At 64.0% G+C, this 18,411-nt stretch carries 16 protein-coding genes; 9 read left to right on the plus strand and 7 right to left on the minus strand.

Going from position 1 to position 18,411, the window contains the following annotated elements:
- Positions 1 to 126 precede the first annotated feature (126 nt).
- Positions 127 to 696, minus strand: coding sequence for a superoxide dismutase family protein (sodC, locus tag AOG28_RS09870; RefSeq protein ID WP_082388672.1), 570 nt, complete (start codon positions 694 to 696; stop codon positions 127 to 129).
- A gap of 159 nt (positions 697 to 855) precedes the next feature.
- Entirely contained in the window at positions 856 to 1,707 is an 852-nt protein-coding gene (gene metF, locus AOG28_RS09875) for a methylenetetrahydrofolate reductase [NAD(P)H] (protein WP_054556465.1), read from the minus strand.
- A 397-nt stretch (positions 1,708 to 2,104) separates the two neighbouring features.
- Here metF and AOG28_RS09880 point away from each other — a divergent pair, with 397 nt between their 5' ends.
- Positions 2,105 to 3,034: an AEC family transporter gene (locus AOG28_RS09880; protein ID WP_054556323.1), complete on the plus strand. Its 930-nt coding sequence runs from the start codon at positions 2,105 to 2,107 to the stop codon at positions 3,032 to 3,034.
- A gap of 3 nt (positions 3,035 to 3,037) precedes the next feature.
- On the opposite strand, the gene AOG28_RS09885 is transcribed toward AOG28_RS09880, so the two are convergent.
- From AOG28_RS09885 to metK, 5 genes are all read right to left on the minus strand, one after another.
- Positions 3,038 to 3,913 (minus strand): UDP-2,3-diacylglucosamine diphosphatase, encoded by an 876-nt coding sequence (locus AOG28_RS09885; protein WP_235507011.1) that lies wholly within the window; start codon positions 3,911 to 3,913, stop codon positions 3,038 to 3,040.
- 178 nt (positions 3,914 to 4,091) lie between these two features.
- Positions 4,092 to 5,264, minus strand: a complete 1,173-nt coding sequence (locus tag AOG28_RS09890; protein WP_054556325.1) for a GGDEF domain-containing protein — start codon at positions 5,262 to 5,264, stop codon at positions 4,092 to 4,094.
- A gap of 347 nt (positions 5,265 to 5,611) precedes the next feature.
- On the minus strand, positions 5,612 to 6,883 hold the full coding sequence (locus AOG28_RS09895) for a cation:proton antiporter (protein WP_054556326.1): 1,272 nt from the start codon (positions 6,881 to 6,883) through the stop codon (positions 5,612 to 5,614).
- A gap of 153 nt (positions 6,884 to 7,036) precedes the next feature.
- Positions 7,037 to 7,540, minus strand: a complete 504-nt coding sequence (locus AOG28_RS09900) for a M48 metallopeptidase family protein (RefSeq protein WP_043335730.1) — start codon at positions 7,538 to 7,540, stop codon at positions 7,037 to 7,039.
- Between the two features lie 134 nt (positions 7,541 to 7,674).
- Positions 7,675 to 8,895, minus strand: a complete 1,221-nt coding sequence (metK, locus tag AOG28_RS09905; protein WP_043335733.1) for a methionine adenosyltransferase — start codon at positions 8,893 to 8,895, stop codon at positions 7,675 to 7,677.
- A gap of 508 nt (positions 8,896 to 9,403) precedes the next feature.
- On the opposite strand from metK, the gene tkt reads away from it, so the two are divergent.
- The 8 genes from tkt to AOG28_RS09945 all read left to right on the plus strand — a co-directional run bounded on the left by tkt (position 9,404) and on the right by AOG28_RS09945 (position 18,381).
- Positions 9,404 to 11,398 (plus strand): transketolase, encoded by a 1,995-nt coding sequence (gene tkt, locus AOG28_RS09910; RefSeq protein ID WP_054556327.1) that lies wholly within the window; start codon positions 9,404 to 9,406, stop codon positions 11,396 to 11,398.
- 462 nt (positions 11,399 to 11,860) lie between these two features.
- The gene (locus tag AOG28_RS09915; protein WP_235507012.1) at positions 11,861 to 12,970 is read left to right on the plus strand and encodes a type I glyceraldehyde-3-phosphate dehydrogenase; all 1,110 of its coding nucleotides are present in this window, start codon (positions 11,861 to 11,863) and stop codon (positions 12,968 to 12,970) included.
- Entirely contained in the window at positions 12,967 to 14,130 is a 1,164-nt protein-coding gene (locus AOG28_RS09920; RefSeq protein WP_043335739.1) for a phosphoglycerate kinase, read from the plus strand. The genes AOG28_RS09915 and AOG28_RS09920 overlap by 4 nt, the downstream gene beginning before the upstream one ends.
- A gap of 119 nt (positions 14,131 to 14,249) precedes the next feature.
- A complete protein-coding gene (gene fba / locus AOG28_RS09925; RefSeq protein WP_054556328.1) occupies positions 14,250 to 15,314 on the plus strand; it encodes a class II fructose-bisphosphate aldolase in 1,065 nt (354 codons plus the stop codon).
- A gap of 189 nt (positions 15,315 to 15,503) precedes the next feature.
- A complete protein-coding gene (locus tag AOG28_RS09930) occupies positions 15,504 to 15,878 on the plus strand; it encodes a translation initiation factor Sui1 (RefSeq protein WP_043335744.1) in 375 nt (124 codons plus the stop codon).
- 51 nt (positions 15,879 to 15,929) lie between these two features.
- The gene (locus AOG28_RS09935) at positions 15,930 to 16,382 is read left to right on the plus strand and encodes a YbaY family lipoprotein (protein ID WP_054556329.1); all 453 of its coding nucleotides are present in this window, start codon (positions 15,930 to 15,932) and stop codon (positions 16,380 to 16,382) included.
- Positions 16,383 to 16,474: 92 nt separating this feature from the next.
- On the plus strand, positions 16,475 to 17,395 hold the full coding sequence (locus AOG28_RS09940; protein WP_054556330.1) for a nuclease-related domain-containing protein: 921 nt from the start codon (positions 16,475 to 16,477) through the stop codon (positions 17,393 to 17,395).
- Positions 17,396 to 17,544: 149 nt separating this feature from the next.
- Positions 17,545 to 18,381, plus strand: a complete 837-nt coding sequence (locus AOG28_RS09945) for an ATP-grasp domain-containing protein (protein ID WP_054556331.1) — start codon at positions 17,545 to 17,547, stop codon at positions 18,379 to 18,381.
- Positions 18,382 to 18,411 lie beyond the last annotated feature (30 nt).

The raw sequence follows: 18,411 nt of genomic DNA on the forward strand, positions 1-18,411 counted from the left end.
TATCGTTGTGACATGAAAAAGCCCCGCCAATTGGCGGGGCTTTTTCATGTCATCTCGGCAGGTGGTTCACTTGACCACAGACCAGTCGACCGCAGATCTGTCGATCACCGTTCAGTCGACCACACATCAGTCAACCACACCGCAGGCGACGCGCGAGCCGCCACCGCCCAGCTTGGGCGTATCGGTATAGTTGTCACCGCCGGAGTGGATCATCAGCGCATGGCCGCTGAGATCGCTTTCCTTGAGGCGCGGTGACAGCACCGGCAGCGAGATCTTGCCATCGGCATCGACGCTCAATGCCGGAAGGTCACCGAGGTGGCCATCACCGTAGGGGCCCTGGTGGGTACCGGTCTCTTCTGGATCGAAGTGGCTACCTGCCGCGGCGGCGGCGACGGTCTCGCCATCCTTCTCGGCCGGTTCGCAGCTGGCATTGGCATGCAGGTGGAAGCCGTGGATGCCGCTCTCGAGCCCCTCGATCTTCGGCGTCAGCAGCAGACCATCAGCGGTGTCCTCGGCCATGACACTGCCGACGGACTTACCAACGCCATCACTGCTGACGCGATGCATTTCCACCTCGGTGGCGGCCTGGGCGACACCGCCGAACAACCAGGCGCCGAGCACCACCGTCGCGGCGGTCTTGAGGGGCTTTCTGGACGAGGTCGTAAAGGATGCCGTGTGCTGTGTCTCGTGATTCATGAGCAATCTCTCCATCACTGAGGCCGGCGTCACTGCCGACGCCTTGAGTGGCTTGCGGGCCGCTGTCACTAGCGGCTACCCGTCAGACCTCAGGGCGAGCGACGTCACATTCAATGGCGCTCTTCCAATTACTTGCCGTGCACGCCCGGCGCGCGTGACTCAACGAGAAGAGATCCCCAGATTTTCCAGCACCTTGAGACACGGTTCGGCCTGATTGAGGGTATAGAAGTGCAGGCCCGGCGCGCCGCCATCCAGCAGACGCTGACTCATGCGCGAGATCACCTCGGTGCCGAAGGCCTGAAGGCTCTCGCTGTCATCGCCATAGCTCTCGAGCTGCTGGCGGAGCCAGCGCGGGATGTCCGCCCCGCAGGAATCGGAGAAACGCGCCAGCCGGGTGTAGTTGGTGATCGGCATGATCCCCGGGATGATCAGCTGCTGAATACCGGCGGCACGCGCGCGCTCCACGAAGTGGAAGTAGGCATCGGCATTGAAGAAGTACTGGGTGATGGCGATATCGGCGCCGGCCTGCATCTTGCGCGCGAAGTTCTCGAGATCGCTGTGGTAGTTGTCGGCCTGCGGATGGCACTCCGGATAGGCCGCCACCGCGATCTCGAAGTGATCGCCGGTCTCCTCGCGCACGAACTCGACCAGCTCGTTGGCGTAACGCAGCTCGCTGCGCGAGCCCATTCCGGAGGGCAGGTCCCCGCGCAACGCCACCAGGCGCTTGACGCCCTGCTCGCGGTATTGCGCCAGGATCTCGCGCAGCTCGCCGCGGTCGCTGCCGACACACGACAGGTGCGGCGCAGTGCAGATGCCGCTGGCGCTGACCGACTGCACGGTGTTGAAGGTGCGCTCACGCGTGGAGCCACCCGCGCCATAGGTGACGGAGAAGAACTCCGGCTCCAGCGCCGCCAGCTGATCGCTAACCCCCTTGAGCTTTTCACGCCCGGCCTCGGTATTCGGCGGGAAGAATTCGAAGCTGATCCCTGACGGATGTTCGCTTGCACTCATGGGGCGGCCCTCGTGGTCGTCGTGTCCGGCATTGATGTCGTTATCGCCGCACACTTCGCGGTGCGCGTGCAGCAATACACGTCCGGCGCGTCACGCCACCGCCCCTGTACTGCATGTCGAGCATTCTGACCGCCGCCGCCGACCCCGGCCAATGAAAGGTTTTCGCCTCAACTTCAATACCATTCATATAAGAAAGTGCGTGTTTATAACCATTGCTGACAGTGGCGTCCTGCCCCTCAGTCCTGTCCCTCAGACCTGCCCCTCACCAGCCGCGCAACCACGCGATGCGCAGCCTGATCAAGGAAAGACGCAATGCGCGACATTCATGGGATGACGCTGACAGGGGCCACACGGCATGATGAGCCAAAAGGACAATGACGCTTCACAAGGAACCGTGATGGACCACATCGATCTGCAGCAACCGCTCTGGATGCTGATCACCTTCGTCGCCCTCGGCGCCCTCTGTGCACGCCGCCTCGCGATCGACCCGCGCCCCATCGCCACCTTGCTGATCTACGTGATCGCGCCGCTGACCTTCTTCCGCGGGCTGGTGCTCGGCGAACCATCGCTGAGTGATCTGGGCCTGACACTGGGACTGTTCTCGCTGGCCAGCAGCATCTGCCTGCTGGTGCGCCCGCTGGCCGCGAAGTTCTTCCCGCCGCAGGAAGCCGCCCTGCTCGCCTTCTCCTCCGGCACCGGCAATACCGGCTACTTCGGCCTGCCGGTCGCGATGCTGTTGCTGCCGCCGGAAGGCGTGACCCAGTACCTGTTCTGCCTGCTCGGCATCACGCTGTATGAGTTCACGCTGGGCTTCTACGTCAGTGCGCGCGGGCAGTTCTCGATGCGCCAGAGTCTAGTCAAGATCGTGCGTCTGCCGCTGATCTACGCCTTTCTGGCCGCCCTGCTGGTGGGGACGCTGGGGCTCGAGGTACCGGGGGCGGTGATGGAGGGACTCGACTACTTCAAGTACAGCTACACGGTGCTGGGCATGATGATCATCGGCATGACGCTGGGCGGTGTCAGCCTGCGCGAGATCGACCCGCGCTTCATTCTGGCCGCGACCGGTCTGCGCTTCGTGATGTGGCCGCTGCTGAGTCTGGGCAGCGTGATGCTGCTGGGCAGCCTGTTCGCCCTCGACCCGGTGCTGGCGCAGGTGTTGCTGCTGCTGGGCGTGGTGCCGATGGCCGCCAATGTGGTCGTGCTGGCCATCGAGCTGAATATCCAGCCGGCCAAGGGCGCGATCGCGGTGATGCTGACCACCCTGGCGGCGCCGCTGATCATCCCGCTGTACCTGTCATGGATGCTGGCGATCAGCGGCCTGGGGTGAGGCTCAGGCGCCAGCCATCTCGGGCGTGACGGCGTCGGGCGTCGCGGCCGGCGCCGGACGCGGCATCAGATGGCGCGGCGCCGTCTCGAGGATCTGACCCTGCCAGTCGATCAGGTGCAGCGCGCCTTCGGCATCTTCCGCCAGCGCGGTGCAGTGCTCGACCCAGTCGCCGTCGTTGCAGTAGAGCACGCCTTCCTCGACCCGAAAGCCCGCCTGGTGGATGTGCCCCCCGACATAGCCATCCAGCCCTTCGAGGCGCGCCTGACGCATGGCGGCTTCCTCGAACTGGGCCACATAGCGCTGGGCGGTGCCGCTACGACGCTTGAGCGCGCTGGCCAGCGACCAGTACGGCAGCCCGAACATGCCACGCGCGCGGTTGCACCAGCGATTGAGTGACAGGATGAAGCCGTGCATGCCATCGCCCAGCTTGAGCAGCCACGGCGCGATGCGCACATGGGTGTCGAATTCGTCGCCGTGGGAGACCAGCAGGCGACGACCGCTGCCGGTGGTATGGATCGCGCGCCGCTCGATGCTCACGTTGTGCAGCTTCAGGCCGCACAGGCGACGGAAGGCGGCATCATGATTGCCGGGAATATAGAGGACCTCGCAGCCGCTGCGCGCCAGACGCAGCACCCGCGCCACCAGCGCCTGCTGGTCCTTGTCGAGCACCGCACGCTTGCGCATCGCCAGCAGGTCGACGATATCGCCGACCAGATACAGGCGTTCGGGGCGCACGCGACGCAGCAGCTTCGCAAGCAGCGCCGCCTGGCAGTCCGGGGTCCCCAGATGCACATCGGAGATGAACAGCGTGCGAACCTGACCGAGAGCGTCGGGGGCAGGCGGCATTTCAGCACGGGGAGCCGATTGCGGAGCGGTCATGTCAGTCACCTCTGGGTTGCCAGGCGGAATCGACAGGCGAGGCCCAGATGGCCCCTGTCGTTGCCCAGCAAGACTGAGGGGAGGCGATGACATACCCGTAACAGCGACATGAAAAAGCGATGACAGCCATTGCCATCAATCACTTGCAGCATGAATGAGGGGAAGATCGCGGGCTTTCTCACGCCTGGGGGTCGTTGGCGCCCGCCATGGCCCGCCGCCGAGCGCGCTTCTGACGATACATGCGGTCATCCGCGATATGGATCAGATCATCGACATCCACATCGCCCTGCAATACCGGGTCGTGGGTGACGCGCCCGATGCTGACCTCGACCGGGAAGGGGATTTGCTGCTCCAGGCGTTGCTCCTGAAGATGGCGCATCAGCTGGGTCGTCGCCTGCTGGCTGGCCATATCACAGGCACCGGGCATCACGACCAGGAATTCATCGCCGCCCAGGCGGCATGCCAGCCCGTCTTCACCGGCCGCCTGGGCGACACTCCGGGCCACCAGCTGGATCAGGCGATCCCCCTCGGCGTGCCCGAAGCTGTCGTTGACGTGCTTCAGGCGATCGACATCCACGAACAGGATCGACATGCATTGCCGAGTGCTCGTGCTCTCGGCCAGCATCCGCTCGAGAAAATCAAAGCCGAAACGGCGATTGGGCAGCCCCGTCAGCAGATCATGATTGGCGCGATATTCCAGCTCGTTCTGCTGGGTGAGCAACCGCTGATTCATGTCGTGCAATTCGAGATTGCGCGCCTCCAGCGTGCGCTGCAGCCGGATGGTGCGATGGAAGGTCGAGGCTCGGGCGTGCGCCAGTGCCGGCGCAATGAAGAGGGTTCCCAGGATGTAGGCACCGCCAGCGCCGGCCAATGTCGTCAACGACAAGGGACTCAGCCACACATAGATGGGCACATAACACAGTATCAGCGGCAGGCTGCTGGCCAGCTGGTAGCGCCAGCCCCACACCAGCCAGGCGGGCATGGCGATCAGCATGCAGGTCGAGAAACTCAGGTTCCACAACGTCAGTGTCAGCGCATCCGGAATCAGCGCGGCACCGAAGCAGAAGAACAGGTTGGCGGGTATCGCACCGGCCAGCAGGATTCTATCCGCGTACGCATCGCCGCGGCGCAGCTGGAGGATGCATAGCAGGCAGCAGAGGAAGATGATCAGCCGCCCCACCCACAACGCCTGCCAGGCAGACGGCACCTGGAAATAGTCAAACAGCAGGAAGCAGGCGAAGCACGCCATGGCGAACATGATGAAGGTATTGTTGATTCGCGTGCGATAGTGCTGCGCTTCGATATCCGAACCGTCCCTGCCCGGCAATATCAGATGTTCATGAAGCGGCATGTTCCATCCTCGACACTCGGTAGCATCAACCAATGTTACACCGCGCGCAGAGCACACCTCACTGGAATAAAGAGTTGATCAGTAAACGCAAGATTACCGTCTGCCTGATAGAACAATGTGCTGCGTCATCAGGCCGGCCAGGCGAAGCAAGGGCAAAGAGGTGTCGGCAACAAGAATGTGCCGGCAACACGAACGAAAGCGCCCTGCTGTCGTCATCCATCTCGGTGGCGACAGCAGGGCGCTGAAGGTAAAGCCAAGGCAATACCAGGTCACGGCCAGGTCATTGCGACTAGCCATCAGGGCTGGTCACTGCCAGTGAAGGGGCGTTTGCTTTGGCAGGCTCTGACTCAGTGCTTGTCGTTCGACTCTCCCGAGTGGCTGCGATCGCCGACCACCGCCGTCACCAGCTTGCCGATGCTCAACCCCTGCACGAGGATCGAGAACAGCACGATGATGTAGGTGGTGACCACCAGCGGCTCGCGGAAGTCGCCTTCGGGAATCGCCAGTGCCAGCGCCACCGAGATGCCGCCGCGCAGGCCGCCCCAGGTGAGCACGCGCGTGGTGCCGGGGCGGAAGGTGTACCAGCGACGCAAGAGGCTCAGCGGAAGACCGATCAGCGCCAGACGCGAGAGCAGAATCACCGCCACCAGCACCAGCGCGATGCCGATCGAGGTCAGCGTGATCGGCATCAGTACCAGTTCGAGGCCGATCAGCACGAACAGCACCGCGTTGAGGATCTCGTCAACCAGCTCCCAGAAGCCGTCCAGATAACGGCGGGTGTTGTCGGACATGGCGCCATCACGCGCCATGTTGCCGATGATCAGCCCCGCCACCACCATCGCGATGGGGCCGGAGACATGCAGCGCCGAGGCCAGCGCATAGCCGCCCAGCACCAGCGCCAGACTCAGCATCACCTCGACCTGATACTGGTCGATGCTGCGCATCAGCTGGTAGACCAGCGCGCCCAGCGCCAGCCCGAGCAGAATGCCGCCGCCGGCTTCCTCGAGGAACAAGAGCCCCATGTGGCCGAGTTCGACCTCGCCGCTGCCGGCCGACGCCGCGCTCAGCAGCGCGGTGAACAGCACCACCGCCACGCCATCATTGAACAGCGATTCGCCGACGATGCGGATTTCCATGTCGGCAGGTGCGCCGGCACTGCGCATGATGCCGAGCACGGCGATCGGGTCGGTGGGCGAGATCAGCGCACCGAACACCAGGCAATACAGGTAGGGCACCTCGATACCGGCCCACTGGAACAGCCACCAGGCAGCGGAGCCGATCACCAGCGTCGAGATCAGCACGCCCAGCGTGGCCAGCAGGCCGATGGAGCGCCGGTAGGCCTTGAGGCGCGAGAGGTCCACGTGCAGCGCGCCGGCGAACAGCAGGAAGGACAGCATGCCGTCCATCAGCAGGCTGTTGAAATTGATGCGCCCCAGCCAGTCTTCCGCGGTATCGGCCACGACGGTGGTCACCGCGAAGTGATCGAGCCCGATCACGCCCAGCGACAGCACCAGGCCGATGGCCATCACGCCGATGGTCGGCGGCAGGCGCAGAACGCGATGATTGAACCACATGCACACGGCAGTGATGGTGATGAACAGAGCAGCGAGATTGAGCATCCGAAAACGGTCCTTTGCAGTGGCGCCGATACCCCTGATGGCATGACGTCCTTGTCATTCATTCCAGTTCTTCTGTCGCGTGAGCGGCCGCGTGGCTGTCTGAAAGCATCGTGGCTGCCCAGAGCGGCTCATGGCTACCAGAACGGAGCGCGGCTACCAGAGATCGCCGTGGCGTTCACGGTGGCAGAGATAGAGACGCAGCTCGAACTCACGTTGATGATACTCCGGCTGCATGTGACAGCAGAGCCGGTAGAACGCCTTGTCGTGGGCCTTCTCGCGCAGATGCGCCAGCTCATGCACCACGATCATGTTGAGCAGTGGCTCCGGCAGGCGCCGGAACAGCGACGAGATCCGGATCTCGTTCTTGGCCTTGAGCTTGTTGCCCTGCACCCGCGACACGAAGGTGTGCAGCCCCAGGGCGTTGTCGATGACGTGAATCCGGTCGTCGTAGATCACCTTGCTGATCGGTGCCGAACTGCGCAGATACTGATTCTTCAGTGCCATGGTGTAGTCATGCAGCGCCCGTGCACCCTGCAGCTGATGAGGCTCGGGATACTTGCCGAGAAAGAAGGCTGCCGTCTTGCCCGACGCCAGCAGTTCACTCGCCTGCTGTTGGATCTCGGGGGCGTAGCCCTTGAGATAGCGTAGATCAGCCACTGGGCATCTCTCCTGTTGCTGTCCGAAGGAGGGCCAGAGACAAGAAAACCCGCCGAGGCGGGTTTTCTTGTCATGACACCGGGCTGTGAGGGGCGAGACGTCCGCCACCTGCCAGGCCTGTCGAACTGGCGGATTTACAGGCCAGCGGCAGCCTTGAGGCCAGCGGCACGGTCGGTCTTTTCCCACGGGAAGGCGGTGAAGGTTTCGGTCTTCTGCTCGCCGCTCACGTCGGTCCAGCTGTAGCTGTGCTCGAACGGCTCACGACCGAAGTGGCCGTAGGCAGCGGTCAGCTGATACATCGGGTGCGCCAGGTCCAGCATGGTGGTGATGGCGTACGGACGCAGGTCGAAGTGCTCGCGCACCAGCTCGACGATCTTGGCATCGCTGATCTTGCCGGTGCCGAAGGTGTTGATCGAGACGGAGGTTGGCTCGGCAACGCCGATGGCGTAGGAGACCTGGATCTCGCACTTGTCGGCCAGGCCACTGGCAACGACGTTCTTGGCCACGTAGCGACCGGCATAGGCGGCGCTGCGGTCGACCTTGGACGGGTCCTTGCCGGAGAAGGCACCACCACCGTGACGGGCCATGCCGCCGTAGGTGTCGACGATGATCTTGCGACCCGTCAGACCACAGTCACCCACCGGGCCGCCGATGACGAAGTTGCCGGTCGGGTTGATGTGGTATTCGGTGGTCTCGGACAGCCACTCGGCCGGCAGCACCTGCTCGATGATCTCGCGCTTGACCATCGCGCGCAGGTCTTCCTGGGACACTTCCGGGTCATGCTGGGTCGACAGCACGACGGCTTCGACGGCGACCGGCTTGCCGGCTTCGTCGTAGCGGAAGGTGACCTGGCTCTTCGCATCCGGACGCAGCCACGGCAGCATGCCGTTCTTGCGCAGTTCCGCCTGACGCTCCACCAGACGGTGAGCGTAGTGGATCGGCGCCGGCATGAAGGAGTCGGTCTCGTTGGTGGCGTAACCGAACATCAGGCCCTGGTCGCCCGCGCCCTGATCTTCCGGCTTGGTGCGATCGACGCCCTGAGCGATATCGATGCTCTGCTTGCCGATCAGGTTGAGGACACCACAGGTCTCGCCGTCGAAGCCAACGTCGGAAGAGGTATAGCCGATATCGGTGATGACACGACGTACCAGCTCCTCGAGATCCACCCACGCGCTGGTGGAGATCTCACCGGCCACGATGGCAACGCCTGTCTTGACGAGCGTTTCGCACGCCACGCGTGCCTGCTTGTCGCGCGCGATGATGGCATCGAGCACGGCGTCGGAAATCTGGTCGGCAATCTTGTCCGGATGCCCTTCGGACACGGACTCGGATGTGAAGAGTGAGTATTCGCTCATTGGTCCTCGACCCTCTTTTCGGATGCGGGGATGATTCGGCCACTGACGGCAGACTGCGTTGACGACCGAGTAGAAACACGCTTGCGGCGCACGATGAAGCTCAACACGGGCGGTTGAGCCTCGGGGGGGCGAGTTTACACGCCACTTATGTGAGTTCCTAGCGCAATGGGGCCCATGGGGCCGTCCAATCGAGACCTTTTTGCGACAAGCGCTGCACACAGGGTAATAAGCCGTTGCCACCTTTGGACGAGCGCACATCCCGGATGCGATTTGCCGCGCCCTGTCATCTCGGTGACAATACCCGCCCGGAGATCACGCTCGGACGCGAGTCCGCGCGTACAAGGTTCACGCGACGCACTGTCCTTTCCGGCGCACTGTTTCAGGCGCACAGTCCTGAAGGAGACCCAGGCAGCAGCATGCCCTGGCTCTCGGGATGCACTGAGCGTCCGGCGCAGCACGCCGTGATTCATTGCCCCACTCTTGACGCCCGCAGGCGAGGAGCTACTGCATGCCTTCCCGTTTTGACCTGGCCAACGCCATCCGTGCACTTTCCATGGACGCCGTTCAGAAGGCCAAGTCTGGCCACCCCGGCGCCCCCATGGGCATGGCCGACATCGCTGAAGTGCTCTGGAACGACCACCTCAAGCACAACCCGGCCAACCCGAACTGGGCCGATCGTGACCGCTTCGTGCTGTCCAACGGCCATGGCTCCATGCTGCTCTACTCCCTGTTGCACCTCTCGGGTTATCAGCTGAGCCTTGAAGACCTGCAGAACTTCCGCCAGCTGCACGCCAAGACCGCCGGTCACCCGGAATACGGCTACGCGCCGGGCATCGAGACCACCACCGGCCCGCTGGGTCAGGGTCTGGCCAATGCCGTCGGCATGGCGATCGCCGAGAAGACACTGGCGGCGCAGTTCAACCGTCCGGGTCACACCGTCGTCGACCACACCACCTGGTGCTTCCTGGGTGACGGTTGCATGATGGAAGGCATCTCCCACGAGGTCGGCTCGCTGGCCGGCACCCTGGGTCTGGGCAAGCTGATCGCCCTGTATGACGACAACGGCATCTCCATCGATGGCGAAGTCGAAGGCTGGTTCACCGATGACACCGCCAAGCGTTTCGAGTCCTACGGCTGGCACGTCGTCTCCAACGTCGACGGCCACAAGCCGGAAGAGATCAACGCTGCCATCGCCCTGGCCAAGAGCCACGACAACAAGCCGAGCCTGATCATCTGCAAGACCGTGATCGGCTTCGGCTCCCCGAACAAGGAAGGCACCGAGTCCTGCCACGGCGCGCCGCTGGGTGATGACGAAGTCGCTGCCACCCGCGAGAAGCTGGGCTGGACCCACGCGCCCTTCCACGTTCCGGAAGACATCTATCAGGGCTGGGACGCCAGCGAGCGCGGCGCCAAGCTCGAGAGCGACTGGGATGCACGCTTCGCCCGTTACGCCGAAGCACACCCGGAACTGGCCGCCGAGTTCACCCGTCGTCTGGAAGGCAAGCTGCCGCACGCCCTGACCAGCGAGAAGATGATCGAGGATGCTCAGGCCGCCGGCGACAGCCCGGCCTCGCGCAAGGCCTCCTTCGAGTGCCTGAACCAGCTCGGCCCGCAGCTGCCGGAACTGCTCGGCGGCAGTGCCGACCTGGCTCCGTCCAACCTGACCTTCTGGAAGGGCGCCCAGGCGATCACCCGCGAAGACTTCAGCGGCAACTACCTGCACTACGGTGTGCGTGAGTTCGGCATGGGCGCGATCATGAACGGCGCCGGTCTGCACGGCGGCTTCATCCCGTACGGCGCGACCTTCCTGATCTTCATGGAATACATGCGCAACGCCGTTCGCATGGCCGCCCTGATGGGTCAGCAGGCCGTCTACGTCTTCACCCACGACTCCATCGGTCTGGGCGAAGATGGCCCGACGCACCAGCCGATCGAACAGCTGACCAGCCTGCGCACCACGCCGAACCTGTCCACCTGGCGTCCGGCGGATGCCGTGGAGACAGCGGCAGCGTGGGATGCGGCCATCAAGCGTCACTCCGGCCCGACCGCGCTGATCCTGTCGCGTCAGAACCTGCCGCACCAGAACCGCGACAAGGCCCAGCTGGCCAACATCAGCCGTGGCGGTTACGTGCTGAAGGACGCCGCCAACGGCCAGCCGGAAGTGATCCTGATCGCCACCGGCTCCGAAGTCGGCCTGGCGATGGATGCCGCTGCCGAGCTGGAAGCCGCCGGTCGCGCCGTGCGTGTCGTGTCCATGCCGGCCACCGACCTGTTCGATGCGCAGGACGCGGAATACCGCGAATCCGTGCTGCCGTCTTCCGTCACCGCACGCGTGGCGATCGAAGCCGGTCATCGTGACTACTGGTTCAAGTATGTCGGCCTGAACGGCGACATCATCGGCATGGAGACCTTCGGGGAATCCGCGCCGGCTGGCGACCTGTTCAAGCACTTCGGCTTCACGGTCGAGAACGTGGTCGAACGCGCCAACAAGCTGCTGGGCTGATCACCGCCTGACCCACCCTGTCGATGACGGAGTGGGATGCAGATCGACGCCGCCGCCTCCCGCTGGGAGCGGCGGCGTTTTCGTCTGTGCGACACTCGAGGAGCCCTCAAGCGTCACCGGCTGTCGCCTGTAGTCGACGTGGCTCACACGAGTCGCGGCTTGATGACACGATTCATCCTGCATGAGCGGTCATTCTCCGGCGATCATGCCCGCGACAGACAGCGCAGACGGCGACTACACAACCCCTCCAGTTGGGTAGTGTGACTACGTGTCCTTAGACGAAAAAAACCAGAAATCAGGCGCTTGCGCGCCTTTCGCTCCCTCCGCCCAGCAAAGCGATGCGCTACCATGGACCCCCTGAAAAACACTCGGAACACGACATCCTTGAACCACCAGCCGCCTCTGCCCACCGCCGATGCTCCCCAGGGAGACAAGGCGTCCCGACGCCAGGGAAACGCTCCCTTGCGAGTGGCCATCAATGGCTACGGACGCATCGGTCAGTGTGTGCTGAGAGCGCTGGTAGAACGTGAAGCACGCGGTGAGGCACTGCCGCTGGAAGTGGTCGCGATCAACGAGCTGTCAGACCTGGACACCATCACCTATCTGACCCGCTACGACACCACCCACGGCCGCTTCCCCGGCACGGTGGAACAGCGCGACGGCCAGCTGGTCGTCAACGGCCATGCGATCAGCATCCTGTCCGAGGCCAATCCAGATTGCCTGCCCTGGCGGGCATTGGGGATTGACCTGGTGCTGGAGTGCTCCGGCAGCTTCAAGGACCGCGCCACCGCCGAGCGTCATCTAGCGGCAGGCGCCGGCCGGCTGCTGTTCTCCCAGCCCGGCGATACCGACGCCGATGTCGATGCCACCATCGTGTGCGGCATCAACCAGTCGGCGCTGGCCCCCGCCGAGGTGGGGCAGGCAGACAGCGGCATGCGCATCGTCTCGGCGGCGTCGTGCACCACCAATTGCCTGATTCCGATTCTGACGGTGCTGGAAGAGGCTTTCGGACTGGAGCGCGGCGTCACCACCACGGTGCACTCGGCGATGAACGACCAGCCGGTGATCGACGCCTACCACCAGACGGACCTGCGCCTGACGCGCTCGGCGATGAGTTCGATCGTGCCGGTAGACACCGGTCTGGCCAAGGGCATCAACCGCCTGATGCCGCACCTGGAAGGACGCTTCGAATGTCTGCACCTGCGCGTGCCGACCATCAACGTATCCTGCATGGACATGTCCATCGAGGTGAAGCGTGACGTGAGCGCGGATGAGGTCAATGACCTGCTGCGCGAGGCCTGCGCCCAACGACTGCAGGGCCTGATGGGATTGAGCGAGGAGCCGACGGCCTCCATCGACTTCAACCACGATCCGCGCTCGGGTATCGTGGATGCGACCCAGACCCGTGTTGCCGGCGGCCGGCTGATCAAGATGCTGTGCTGGTTCGACAACGAATGGGGCTTTGCCAATCGCATGCTGGACGTCGCCACCCATTGGCACGCCTGCGAGATGACAACGCCTCTGGCGAGGGAAGCTCTCTCCACCGATTCACGACCAAGGAACCCGTCATGAACGTGCAAACGATGACCGCCCTCGACCTGTCCGGAAAGCGTGTGCTGATCCGCGAAGATCTCAACGTGCCGATCCGCGACGGTCAGGTGACCAGCGACGCGCGCATCCGTGCCAGCCTGCCGACCATCAAGGCGGCACGCGACGCCGGCGCACGCGTGATGCTGATGAGTCATCTGGGCCGCCCCACCGAGGGTGAGCCGGAAGACCAGTTCTCGCTGGCACCGGTCGCGGCACATCTGGGCGAGCTGCTGGGCAGCCCGGTGCGCCTGATCAACGACTACCTCGACACGGCACCGGATGTCGCCGAAGGCGAGGTCGTGCTGCTGGAGAACGTGCGCTTCAACAAGGGCGAGAAGAAGGACGAGGAATCCCTGTCCCGCGCCTACGCCGCGCTGTGCGATGTCTACGTGATGGATGCCTTCGGCACCGCGCACCGTGCCCAGGCCTCGACCCATGGCGTGGCACGCTTCGCCCCGGACGCCTGCGCCGGCCCGCTGCTGGCCGCCGAGCTGGAAGCCCTCGAGAAGGCACTCGCCGCACCGCGTGCGCCGATGGTCGCCATCGTCGGTGGCTCCAAGGTCTCCACCAAGCTGGACGTGCTCAAGGCGCTGTCCGACAAGTGCCATCAGCTGATCGTCGGTGGCGGCATCGCCAACACCTTCATCGCGGCGGCCGGTTACAACGTCGGCAAGTCCCTCTACGAGGCTGACCTGCTCGATACCGCTCGCGCACTGATGGACAAGGTCGAGATCCCGCTGCCGACCGACGTCGTCGTCGCCACCGAGTTCTCCGACAAGGCCGAAGCCGTCGTGCGCGCCGTCGCCGACGTCCAGGACGACGAGATGATCCTGGATATCGGTCCGGAGACCGCCTCGCGCTTCGGTGCACTGCTCAAGGACGCCGGCACCATTCTGTGGAACGGCCCGGTCGGCGTGTTCGAGATCGAACAGTTCGCCAACGGCACCGAACAGCTGGCGATGGCCATCGCCGAGAGCGACGCCTTCTCCATCGCCGGCGGTGGCGACACCCTGGCGGCCATCGACAAGTACGACGTCGAGTCGCGCGTCTCCTACATTTCTACCGGTGGCGGCGCCTTCCTCGAATACGTGGAAGGCAAGGTACTGCCGGCCGTTGCGGCATTGGAAGCCGCAGCAAGCTGAACCCGCCTGTGTCCTCATTGGCGCAGGCTTAGAGTCACGGCCACAAGGTCGCTCCCCGTCAGCTGACGGGGGGCACCCGACGCTTCTCCACTCGATTCCTCAAAAAGACAGGTGATGTCATGGCATTGATCAGCATGCGCCAGATGTTGGACCACGCAGCCGAGTACGGATACGGCATCCCGGCGTTCAACGTCAACAACCTCGAGCAGATGCGCGCCATCATGGAAGCCGCCGATCACACCGATTCTCCGGTGATCGTCCAGGCCTCCGCCGGCGCACGCAAATACGCGGGCGCGCCGTTCCTTCGCCACCTCATCCTGGCTGCGGTGGAAGAATTCCCGCATATCCCGGTGGTCATGCACCAGGATCACGGCACCTCGCCGGCAGTCTGCCAGCGCTCCATCCAGCTGGGCTTCAGCTCGGTGATGATGGACGGCTCGCTGGGCGAAGACGGCAAGACCCCGACCAACTACGAATACAATGTCGATGTGACCCGTCGCACCGTCGAGATGGCCCACGCCTGTGGCGTGTCCGTCGAAGGCGAACTGGGTTGCCTCGGCTCGTTGGAAACCGGCATGGCCGGTGAAGAAGACGGCATCGGTGCCGAAGGCAAGCTGGACCACGACCAGATGCTGACCGACCCGGAAGAAGCCGCCGACTTCGTCAAGAAGACCCACGTCGATGCCCTGGCCATCGCCATCGGTACCTCCCACGGCGCCTACAAGTTCACCAAGCCGCCGACGGGTGACACCCTGTCCATCCAGCGCATCAAGGAAATCCACGCCCGCATCCCCGAGACTCACCTGGTGATGCACGGCTCTTCCTCCGTGCCGCAGGACTGGCTGGAAATCATCAACGAATACGGCGGCAAGATTCCGGAAACCTACGGCGTGCCGGTCGACGAGATCGTCGAAGGCATCAAGCACGGCGTGCGCAAGATCAACGTCGACACCGATCTGCGTCTGGCCTCTACCGGTTCCATCCGTCGCTTCATGGCGCAGAACCCGTCTGAATTCGACCCGCGCAAGTACCTGAAGGAATCCGTGAAGGCGATGCGCGACATCTGCATCGCCCGCTACGAAGCCTTCGGTGCCGCCGGTCATGGCAGCAAGATCGACCCGATCAACCTCGAAGCGATGTTCGAGCGTTACAACCGTGGCGAGCTGGACCCGAAGATCAACTGATCGGGCGGCACCCGCCAAGGTCTCCCTGCCTGCCCACACGCGAGCAGGCAGGCAGGGAAAGAAGAGAAAGGCGACCCTTCGGGGTCGCCTTTTTTATGCACCTCAGGGTGCCAGCCTCTCGCGCACGCAGGTATCCTTTCGAGATTCCGTTTGGCATTGATCATTCATCACCGTATCGCAGGAGACATCATGGCCTCGCTCAAGGATCAACTGTCCGGGCTTGTCTATTCCACCGAACATGGCGCAACCTGCCCTGAGTGTCGGCGTGCCGAAGCCGAGTGCGAATGTGCCGACCTCGCCGAGCGTGAACGCCTGGCAAGCCTCGATGGCGTGGTGCGTATCCGTCGCGAGACCAGCGGTCGCAAGGGCAAGGGCGTGACCACCGTGAGCGGGATTCCGCTCGCCGAGAAGGAACTCAAGGCCCTGGCCAAGACTCTCAAGCAGCGGTGCGGCACTGGCGGCAGCCTCAAGGATGGTATCGTGGAGATCCAGGGCGATCACCGCGAGACGCTCAAGGCTGAACTCACGCGGATGGGCTATACCGTCAAGCTGGCCGGTGGCTGAACGCCTGCTGCGCGCACCTTTGCCTTCCATCTCGCTGCACAAGGGATTTCCATGCTGAACTTCATCACGCCACGCCGGCCTTCGGCTCGCACGCTCTCGCTCTCTGGCCTGCTGCTGGCCACGCTCGGGCTGGGTGGCTGCATGACCGGCCCGGACTTCACGCAGCTGGAGGCACGCGTGGTGCCACAGCAGACCTTCACCGCACCACCGGATGCGATGCTGGAAGTGCGCCTGGTGGATGTCTCCCGCGCCGACGCCGAGGCCGGGCTGATTGCCAGTACCCGCTATGGCGGCCTGCGTGAAGGGCCTTTCCCGGTCAGCCTGCAGTACGACCGCAATGCCATCGAGGAAGGCCATCGCTATGCGCTGCAAGCCGATGTGCGCAGCGAGGGTCGCCTGTATTGGATCAATGACAGCGCGGTGCCGGTGCTGGGTGACACTAGCACCTCACAGGGCGAGGTCGAGATCCCGCTCACGCCGCTGCCGCGTGCGCTGGGCCACTGATGGCGCGTGCGCCCGGCCCGATCAGTACGTTCGACTTGACCAGTACGCTCGACTTGACCAGTAGGCCCGTCTCTCACCGATAGGACACCCCAATGGATTGGCTGGAATACCTGTTACCTGTCTTCTTCCTTACCCCTCTGGGTGCCATTGCACTGGTGGTGCTGGGCATGCGCGGCCTGCATGAGCGGCGCATCCAGTCGCCGCTGACCCGCCGCCAGCTGCGTGAACCGGGCCAGAGCCTGCGCGATCGTCTCGACGAGGCCTTCCAGGCGCTGTTTCTCGACGGGGCGCTCGGGCCGCTCATCACCTTGAGTCCGCTGGTCTACGGCATGGGGCGCATGGTGTTCGGCGAAGAGCAGAACTGGCTTGAGTGGGCCGCCTACGGTCTGGCCTGTGCGCTGCTGGTGCTGGTGTTCGCGCTGCGCCTGACGCGTCACTTCCAGCGCATCCGCAAGCTCAAGCTGGGGCTGGCCTGCGAGCTGTCCATCGGTCAGGAACTCGACCAGCTGATCCGCCCGGAACAGCTGACCAGCATGGTCTATCACGACGTGCCGGCTGATGGCTTCCATATCGATCATCTGGTGGTCACCCCCGCCGGCGCCTACGCCATTCGCACCAAGGCGCGCTCGCGGCCGCTGGATGCGCTGGGCGCACTCAAGGATGAGGTCAAGCTCAAGGATGGTCGCCTGTACTTCCCGGGCTATCGCGAGCGCAAACCACTGCGCGAGACACGTACCGCACGCGACTGGACGGCCGCCTGGCTGAAACGTGAATGCGGTGTCGACGTGCCGGTGCAGGGGCTGCTGGCACTGCCGGGCTGGCAGATCGTGCGCGAGGGAACCCAGCGCGAGAATGACCCCGAGGTCGTCAATGGCGAGGGCCTGGCCGAGTGGCTGAGCACCCATTGCATGGCCCCCGAAGAGGGTTGCCCGAGCCTGGATGACGCCCTCAAGCAGCGCATCAACGAGGCGATTCTCGACCGCGTTCAGGCCGAGCGCCTCGCCACCAACTGATCCTCCGCCATGCTCCGGCCCCTCGGAGCATGGCCGCGCCAGACAAAGGCTTGCCAAGGCGCCCCGCCCGGCGTTAAATACGCGCCGGTCCAGCCTTGGCAACCTTATCGCGCTATCGCAATGATGGCGCTCTTGGCGACATATCCCGCATGAAACTCATCACCTTCGACGCTTTTCGTACCCTCGGCATTCCCGGTGTTCGTTATATCAAGCCGGAGCGCATGCTGGATCACCTCGACGAGATCCGCGCCGCCGATATCCTGCTGTTTCCCGAATACTGGCAGATCACCACCCTGGTCTACGGCCTCGGCAAACGCATCTTCCCCAGCCTGCCCAGCTACGCGATCGGCCACGACAAGGTCGAGCAGACACGCGTCTTTCAGGCCATCTGCCCGGACAATGTGCCACCGACCGAGATTCGCGGCGCCAGCCGTCAGGCAATCGACGATATCGAAGCGCGCTTCGGCTACCCGCTGATCGTCAAGGAAGTCAAAAGCTCGATGGGCGTCGGCGTGAAGCTGATCCAGTCGCGTAGCGAACTGGAAGCACATGCGGCGGAGCATCCGGTGCTGTATGCCCAGCCGCGCCTGGAGATCGACCGCGACCTGCGCATCGTGGTGGTGGGTGGCGAAGTCATCACCGCCTACTGGCGCGTCACGCCGCTGGGCGGCTATCGCTCCAATGTCAGTCAGGGCGGCGAGACGGCCTACGACAATATTCCGGCGCCCGCCATCGCCCTGGCCCTGCACCTGGCCGAGGCATTGAGTGTCGATCATGCCGGCTTCGATATCGCGATGATCGATGGCCATCCGCTCGTGTTCGAGTTCAACCGCCTGTTCGGCAATCAGGGCATCCCGGACAGCTCGCGGCGCATCGGTGCCGCCATCCTCCGCCATCTGGCGCTCGACAGCAGCGACAACGACCCGACACCACCGCTACTGACGCCGCGCCGGGTGCGCCGCGCGACACTCGAGGAAACCGGCTGACATCTTGCGGGCGTGCCACGCGCTGCGCCC

The organism is Cobetia sp. UCD-24C (assembly GCF_001306765.1).
Taxonomy (GTDB): Bacteria; Pseudomonadota; Gammaproteobacteria; order Pseudomonadales; family Halomonadaceae; genus Cobetia; species Cobetia amphilecti.

Bases quoted from the DNA above. Each gene is read 5' to 3' on its own strand.
- sodC (WP_082388672.1), bottom strand. From the start codon at position 696: ATGAATCACGAGACACAGCACACGGCATCCTTTACGACCTCGTCCAGA.
- metF (WP_054556465.1), bottom strand. From the start codon at position 1,707: ATGAGTGCAAGCGAACATCCGTCAGGGATCAGCTTCGAATTCTTCCCG.
- AOG28_RS09880 (WP_054556323.1), top strand. From the start codon at position 2,105: ATGGACCACATCGATCTGCAGCAACCGCTCTGGATGCTGATCACCTTC.
- AOG28_RS09885 (WP_235507011.1), bottom strand. From the start codon at position 3,913: ATGACCGCTCCGCAATCGGCTCCCCGTGCTGAAATGCCGCCTGCCCCC.
- AOG28_RS09890 (WP_054556325.1), bottom strand. From the start codon at position 5,264: ATGCCGCTTCATGAACATCTGATATTGCCGGGCAGGGACGGTTCGGAT.
- AOG28_RS09895 (WP_054556326.1), bottom strand. From the start codon at position 6,883: ATGCTCAATCTCGCTGCTCTGTTCATCACCATCACTGCCGTGTGCATG.
- metK (WP_043335733.1), bottom strand. From the start codon at position 8,895: ATGAGCGAATACTCACTCTTCACATCCGAGTCCGTGTCCGAAGGGCAT.
- tkt (WP_054556327.1), top strand. From the start codon at position 9,404: ATGCCTTCCCGTTTTGACCTGGCCAACGCCATCCGTGCACTTTCCATG.
- AOG28_RS09920 (WP_043335739.1), top strand. From the start codon at position 12,967: ATGAACGTGCAAACGATGACCGCCCTCGACCTGTCCGGAAAGCGTGTG.
- fba (WP_054556328.1), top strand. From the start codon at position 14,250: ATGGCATTGATCAGCATGCGCCAGATGTTGGACCACGCAGCCGAGTAC.
- AOG28_RS09930 (WP_043335744.1), top strand. From the start codon at position 15,504: ATGGCCTCGCTCAAGGATCAACTGTCCGGGCTTGTCTATTCCACCGAA.
- AOG28_RS09935 (WP_054556329.1), top strand. From the start codon at position 15,930: ATGCTGAACTTCATCACGCCACGCCGGCCTTCGGCTCGCACGCTCTCG.
- AOG28_RS09940 (WP_054556330.1), top strand. From the start codon at position 16,475: ATGGATTGGCTGGAATACCTGTTACCTGTCTTCTTCCTTACCCCTCTG.
- AOG28_RS09945 (WP_054556331.1), top strand. From the start codon at position 17,545: ATGAAACTCATCACCTTCGACGCTTTTCGTACCCTCGGCATTCCCGGT.